Here is a 5,339-nt window from a genome sequence, read left to right as displayed (position 1 = left end):
ATCAAGCAGCACGACCATGGCAGCCGGACGGGCCGGTGCCATAGGTAAAGACGAAGGTCGAGTGCGTGAACATGGGGCTCAGTATGTGCCCGTTAGAATCGAAAGTCCAACCCCCCGATCCACCGCCGGAAGGCCGCCGAAGTGCCCTCAGCGTCCCCTGCCGCCGCCCCCGACACCGTTCTGGTCGTCGACTTCGGCGCGCAGTATGCCCAGCTCATCGCCCGCCGCGTCCGTGAGGCGCGGGTCTACAGCGAGATCGTCCCGTCCACCATGCCGGTGGCCGAGATGCTCGCCAGGAAGCCGAAGGCGATCATCCTCTCCGGCGGTCCCTCGTCGGTGTATGCCGAGGGCGCGCCGACCGTCGACCGCTCGCTCTTCGAGGCCGGGGTGCCGGTCTTCGGCATGTGCTACGGCTTCCAGCTGATGGCCACGGCGCTCGGCGGCACCGTCGACAACACCGGGGCCCGCGAGTACGGCCGTACGCCGCTGTCGGTCTCCCGGCCCGGCTCGACCCTCTTCGAGGGGACCCCCGCCGAGCAGCCCGTGTGGATGTCGCACGGCGACGCCTGCTCGGCGGCGCCGGAGGGCTTCACGGTCACGGCCTCGACGGACGTCGTGCCGGTCGCGGCGTTCGAGAACGACGAGCTCAAGCTGTACGGCGTGCAGTACCACCCCGAGGTCATGCACTCCACCCACGGGCAGCAGGTCCTGGAGCACTTCCTGTACCGCGGCGCGGGCATCGAGCCCAACTGGACGACCACCAATGTCGTCGACGAGCAGGTCGCCGCGATCCGCGAGCAGGTCGGGTCGAAGCGGGCGATCTGCGCGCTGTCCGGCGGCGTGGACTCCTCGGTCGCCGCGGCGCTCGTCCAGCGGGCCATCGGCTCCCAGCTGACCTGCGTGTACGTCGACCACGGGCTCCAGCGCAAGGGTGAGACGGAGCAGGTCGAGAAGGACTTCGTGGCGGCCACGGGCGTACAGCTGAAGGTCGTCGACGCGGAGGAGCGGTTCCTGACCGCGCTCGCCGGGGTCAGCGACCCCGAGCAGAAGCGGAAGATCATCGGCCGGGAGTTCATCCGCGTCTTCGAGCAGGCGCAGGCGGAGCTGGTGGCCGAGGCGGGCGCGGCCGGCGAGGACGTCGCGTTCCTCGTCCAGGGCACGCTCTACCCGGACGTGGTCGAGTCCGGCGGCGGCGCCGGCACCGCCAACATCAAGTCCCACCACAACGTGGGCGGGCTCCCCGAGGACCTGGAGTTCCAGCTCGTCGAGCCGCTGCGGCAGCTCTTCAAGGACGAGGTCCGCATGGTCGGCACGGAGCTGGGCCTGCCGGACGCCATCGTCCAGCGCCAGCCCTTCCCCGGCCCCGGCCTCGGCATCCGCATCGTCGGCGAGGTCACCAAGGAGCGCCTGGACCTGCTGCGCGAGGCCGACGCCATCGCCCGCCAGGAGCTCTCGGCGGCCGGCCTGGACCGCGAGATCTGGCAGTGCCCGGTCGTCCTCCTCGCCGACGTCCGCTCCGTCGGCGTCCAGGGCGACGGCCGCACGTACGGCCACCCGATCGTGCTGCGTCCCGTCTCCTCCGAGGACGCCATGACGGCGGACTGGTCCCGCCTGCCCTACGACGTGCTGGGCCGCATCTCGACCCGCATCACCAACGAGGTCGACGAGGTCAACCGCGTCGTCCTCGACATCACCAGCAAGCCCCCCGGCACCATCGAGTGGGAGTGACCTCCCCCACCTGAAGGTCAACGCCGCCGCCGTCGCTCATTCGTTTGGGCGGCGGCATTGCCGTTCCGCCTGGGTACGCTGGATCTACGGCCCAGAATCCCGTCCATGGGAGGACTAATGACCGCTGAGATCGCGCACCACTGGCCGGTGCCGCCGCAGGACGGTTACACCGTGGACGACCTGCTGACGCTGCCCGACCTCCCGCCGCACACTGAGCTGATCGACGGGAGCCTGGTTTTCGTGAGTCCGCAGCGGGATTTCCACAGCATCGTGATCGATATGTTGGTGGCGGGTCTGCGCCGCACGGCACCACCTGAGATGAAGGTCCGGCGCGAGATGACCGTTGTGATCGACAGGTACAACGGGCCGGAGCCGGACGTCATGGTTGTGCGGGCCGGGGCAGTGAGGAACCGAGAGCAGACCCGTTTCGAGGCCAGAGATGTGCTGCTCGCCGTCGAGGTGGTCTCGCCGGATTCCGAGGCCCGTGACCACGACACCAAGCCGCACAAGTACGCCGCGGCGGGTATTCCGCACTTCTGGATCGTCGAGAAGGCCGGGTTCGATCACGCCCCGGTCGTGCATGCCTTCGAGCTCTCTCAGGAGACGCAGAGCTACATTCCCACCGGTACCTACCGCGACACCCTCAAGCTCACCGCCCCCTTCGACATCGACATCGACCTCACCGAGATCGACAACCTCTGACGGCCCACCCCTGTTCTCCGGCGATACCGGGCGGTAGCTTCCGTCTCGTACAGATATCTCGTACAGACACACCGCGCGCTACCGCCGGAGGAGAGCCGTCATGCCGCAGGCACCGGAGCCCGTACCCACTGATCAGTTGCAGTTCGCGATGCCGCCGAAGTTCGAGGATGTCGCCGAGGAGCGGCGGCACCGTAAGGAGCGGCTGGCGGCGGCGCTGCGGCTGTTCGGGCGGTTCGGGTTCGAGGAGGGGGTGGCGGGGCACATCACCGCGCGGGACCCGGAGTTCACGGACTGCTTCTGGGTGAATCCGTTCGGGATGTCCTTCAAGCACATCACCGTCGACGAGCTCATTCTCGTCAACCACGCGGGGCAGGTCGTCGAGGGGCGGTACCACGTCAACCAGGCCGCCTTCGCGATCCACTCCCAGGTCCACCAGGCCCGCCCCGACGTCGTCGCCGCCGCCCACAGCCACTCCACCTACGGCCGCGCCCTCTCCTGCCTCGGGGAGCTCCTGGACCCGATCACGCAGGACGTCTGCGCCTTCTACGAGGACCACGCCCTCTTCGACGACTACACCGGCGTGGTCGTGGACGAGGAGGAAGGGCGGCGCATCGCCAGTGCGCTGGGGCCGCACAAGGCCGTCATCCTGCGCAATCACGGGCTCCTCACGGTCGGCGACTCGGTCGACGCCGCCGCCTGGTGGTTCATCACCATGGAGCGGTCCTGCCAGGTGCAGCTCACCGCCAAGGCCGCCGGGAAGCCCGTACTCATCGACCACAAGAGCGCCGTGCACACCCGCGAACAGCTCGGCAACGACCTCGTCGCCTGGATCAACTACCAGCCCCTCTACCAGCAGATCACGCGCAGCGAGCCGGAGTTGCTCGGCTGACAGCCCCCGCACGCCTGTTCGGTTGCGCTGAAGCGCTCTCCAAATGCGGCACAATTCCCTGACATTGTCGGGAAGTTGAAGCCCTCATGGGCGGGAGAGGTGGCGTTGCGGCGTGGCTGTGGAGACGGCGGAGAACGCCGAAGCGGACGCGGGCGCGCACGGCGGCGGCTGCGCCTGCGGTAGCTGCCCGCACAGCGTCCGGACCGGACACCGGCGCGCGGCCGCCGAGTTCGCCGCCCGGCGCGACCGACTCGCCGCCGGGCACGGCGTACCGGCCGCCCTCGCCCACTCGGACGGCGCCTCCCGCCAATGGGTGTCCGACGAGCTGACACAGGCCGCCCGCGCCCTCGCCGAGCGCGCCCACGCCGAGCGCGAGACCTGGCACTGCCTCGTCCGGCGGCGCACCGTCTTCGCCGTCTGGGGCGGCTGCGCCGCGCTGCTCCTCGGCCAGGCCCTGACCGCGATCGGCACGGGATGGACGGCGGCCCGTACGGCCTCCATCGTCGCGGCCGTCGCCGCAGCGGCCCTGCTCACCCTCGCCGCCCATCTGCACCGCTCTCGCGGCGGCCTCCTCGCGCCCCTCATCGGCGCGGACAACCGCCTCTCCACCTCCCGCGCCGTCGCCGCCGTCTGGCTCCTGTTCGTCCTCTTCGCGGTGGTGCTCATCGCCGTCGAGCTGGTCGTCTCCTCGGGGGCGGCCGACCAGCGGGAGTTGCTGGGCGGGGTGCAAATCGAGCGGGCCGGGGGAGTGTTGAGCGTCCTCGCCCTGACCTCCGCAGTCGTCGTCCTCGTACGCCGCGTCGTCGCCCTGCGCGTACGGACCCAGCGCCTCCAGAAGATCCGCGCGGACCGGCCCCGCGCCGCCGACCTGCTCACCGACGACGCCGGGCGCGGCAGCTTCGGCGATGTGCAGTACGCGCTGGTCTGCGCCGTCGTCGTGGCCCTCACCGCCGTGCGGCTCGCCCGCCGGCCGCAGCAACTCCCCGACATCCCCTGGGGCCTGGCGGTGCTGATGGCCGTCAGCGCGGCCGTGTACGTGGCGGGCAAGTACGCGGAGGGCGGGCGGCCGGTGATTCTGTCGGTCGTACGGGCGCGGGAGGCGGGCGACCTCGACGGGCCGATCCGCACCGGCGACGACATCGAGATCCGCGGCGCCGGCTTCCTGCCGCCCGGCGCGCGGACCCCCGACCGGCTGGCCCGGATGGTCGTGCGGATCGGCGCGGTGTACGTCCATGTGCCGCTCGTACCGGTGCCGGGCGGCTTCACCAACCCGACCGACGCGGCGCTGACCGTGCCGATCCCCGTGGACGTCGAGCCGGGACCGGCCGAGGTGCAGGTCATCACGGCGGCCGGGGCCGAAACCAACCGCTACCCGATCACCGTCTGCGACTGAAACCCGCCGCCGTCGCGGCCGTTGCGCTCTGAGCCCGCGGCCCCCGCCGTACGTATGGTCAGGGGCGAGGGACCGACGGACAGGCTGACGGTCATGGAGAGGCGGCGGGTGTCATGGCACATGTGGACCGGGCGATGGGACCGGGGATCGGCGGCAACGGCGGTGGGCCCGGCGGCCTGCGGGCGGCCGCCGCCCGGTACGCGCTGCTGCCCCTGCGCGTCTTCCTCGGCGTCACCTTCATCTACGCGGGGCTCGACAAACTCACCGATTCCGCCTTCCTGTCGGACAGCGGGCCGGACTCCATCGGCGACCTCATGCGCGGCGTGCACGACAGTTCGGCCGTGCCCGCCCTGATCGACCTGGCGCTCAAGAGCCCCGTCGGCTTCGGCTACGCCATCGCCTTCGGCGAACTCGCCGTCGGCATCGGCGTCCTCTTCGGCATCCTGGGGCGGCTCGCGGCGCTCGGCGGCGCGCTGATCTCGCTCGCCCTGTGGCTCACCGTCAGCTGGGCCACGGAGCCGTACTACTACGGCAACGACCTCGCGTATCTGATGGCCTGGCTGCCGCTGATCCTGGCGGGCACACCGGTGTTCTCGTTCGACGCGGAGTGGTCGCGCCGCCGACGGC

5 protein-coding genes are annotated in these 5,339 nt (G+C 70.7%); all 5 read left to right on the top strand.

The window, feature by feature from the left end:
* Window positions 1–141 precede the first annotated feature (141 nt).
* The gene (gene guaA, locus ACFU99_RS31780; protein WP_384398600.1) at window positions 142–1,728 is read left to right on the top strand and encodes a glutamine-hydrolyzing GMP synthase; all 1,587 of its coding nucleotides are present in this window, start codon (window positions 142–144) and stop codon (window positions 1,726–1,728) included.
* 105 nt (window positions 1,729–1,833) lie between these two features.
* The gene (locus tag ACFU99_RS31775; protein WP_384398604.1) at window positions 1,834–2,430 is read left to right on the top strand and encodes a Uma2 family endonuclease; all 597 of its coding nucleotides are present in this window, start codon (window positions 1,834–1,836) and stop codon (window positions 2,428–2,430) included.
* 55 nt (window positions 2,431–2,485) lie between these two features.
* Complete coding sequence (locus tag ACFU99_RS31770) at window positions 2,486–3,319, top strand: class II aldolase/adducin family protein (RefSeq protein WP_384398602.1); 834 nt, start codon at window positions 2,486–2,488, stop codon at window positions 3,317–3,319.
* 112 nt (window positions 3,320–3,431) lie between these two features.
* The gene (locus ACFU99_RS31765) at window positions 3,432–4,712 is read left to right on the top strand and encodes a hypothetical protein (RefSeq protein ID WP_384398599.1); all 1,281 of its coding nucleotides are present in this window, start codon (window positions 3,432–3,434) and stop codon (window positions 4,710–4,712) included.
* Between the two features lie 113 nt (window positions 4,713–4,825).
* Window positions 4,826–5,339 (top strand): DoxX family protein (locus tag ACFU99_RS31760; protein ID WP_384398597.1); only part of this gene is annotated, 514 nt, incomplete at its 3' end.

It is taken from the genome of Streptomyces sp. NPDC057654, from assembly GCF_042800135.1.
GTDB lineage: Bacteria > Actinomycetota > Actinomycetes > Streptomycetales > Streptomycetaceae > Streptomyces.
This window is presented reverse-complemented; position numbering and strand designations above follow the sequence as displayed.

Coding starts and splice junctions, on each gene's coding strand:
- ACFU99_RS31775 (WP_384398604.1), top strand. CDS start 1,834: ATGGGAGGACTAATGACCGCTGAGATCGCGCACCACTGGCCGGTGCCG.